The following is a 1616-nucleotide window of genomic DNA, read 5'->3' on the forward strand; positions in this document are numbered from 1 at the left end:
ACCCGGATTTACCTAAGTCACTAACCTACTCACTTTCACATGGACAACCAACGCCATGCTTGTTTAGCCTTCTCCGTCCCCCCATCGCAATTATACCAAGTACGGAAATATTAATCCGTTTCCCATCGACTACGCCTTTCGGCCTCGCCTTAGGGGTCGACTTACCCTACCCTGATTAACATGGGATAGGAACCCTTGGTCTTCCGGCGTGCGGGTTTTTCACCCGCATTATCGTTACTCATGTCAGCATTCGCACTTCTGATACGTCCAGCATACCTCCCGGTACACCTTCAACCGCTTACAGAACGCTCCCCTACCACTCAAAATAAATTTTGAATCCGCAGCTTCGGTGCATAGTTTAGCCCCGTTACATCTTCCGCGCAGACCGACTCGACCAGTGAGCTATTACGCTTTCTTTAAAGGATGGCTGCTTCTAAGCCAACCTCCTGGCTGTCTGGGCCTTTCCACATCGTTTCCCACTTAACTATGACTTTGGGACCTTAGCTGGCGGTCTGGGTTGTTTCCCTCTTCACGATGGACGTTAGCACCCACCGTGTGTCTCCCGGATAGTACTTTACGGTATTCGGAGTTTGCAAAGGGTTGGTAAGTCGGGATGACCCCCTAGCCTTAACAGTGCTCTACCCCCGTAAGTATTCGTCCGAGGCTCTACCTAAATAGATTTCGGGGAGAACCAGCTATCTCCCGGTTTGATTAGCCTTTCACTCCTAGCCACAGGTCATCCCCTAACTTTTCAACGTTAGTGGGTTCGGTCCTCCAGTTGATGTTACTCAACCTTCAACCTGCCCATGGCTAGATCACCGGGTTTCGGGTCTATACCTTGCAACTATTCGCCCAGTTAAGACTCGGTTTCCCTACGGCTACCCTAAACGGTTAACCTCGCTACAAAATATAAGTCGCTGACCCATTATACAAAAGGTACGCAGTCACCCAACAAGTGGGCTCCTACTGCTTGTACGTACACGGTTTCAGGTTCTATTTCACTCCCCTCACAGGGGTTCTTTTCGCCTTTCCCTCACGGTACTGGTTCACTATCGGTCAGTTGGGAGTATTTAGCCTTAGATGATGGTCCACCTATATTCAGTCAAAGTTTCACGTGCTCCGACCTACTCGATTTCACTTAAAATGCGTTTTCATGTACGGGACTATCACCCTGTATCGTGGCACTTTCCAGAGCCTTCCATTAACACATAATAAGCTTAAGGGCTGTTCCGATTTCGCTCGCCGCTACTATCGGAATCTCGGTTGATTTCTTTTCCTACGGGTACTTAGATGTTTCAGTTCTCCGCGTTCGCCTCGTTAACCTATGTATTCAGTTAACGATACCTGCAAGCAGGTGGGTTTCCCCATTCGGAAATCCTAGTCTCAAGCGCTTTTTACTAGCTTGACTAGGCTTATCGCAAGTTAATACGTCCTTCATCGCCTCCAACTGCCAAGGCATCCACCGTGTACGCTTAGTCACTTAACCATACAACCCAAACGGGTCTTTGTTATGTGACAGTTTAACTTCGCCAGAAGTTAATATTGAATACTAAAGTAGATACCAATTAATCCGAAGATTAAATTGGCACTGAATGATACTGCTATCATTCTTTTTT

The 1616-nt window shown here is 47.6% G+C and carries 1 rRNA gene; it reads right to left on the reverse strand.

Features of this window, described 5'->3' with window-relative positions:
• A 23S ribosomal RNA gene (locus J8L70_RS15965) occupies window positions 1-1486 on the reverse strand; the annotation flags it as partial.
• Window positions 1487-1616 lie beyond the last annotated feature (130 nt).

Origin of the sequence: Pseudoalteromonas sp. MMG010, assembly GCF_018100905.1 — a bacterium.
Taxonomy (GTDB): domain Bacteria; phylum Pseudomonadota; class Gammaproteobacteria; order Enterobacterales; family Alteromonadaceae; genus Pseudoalteromonas.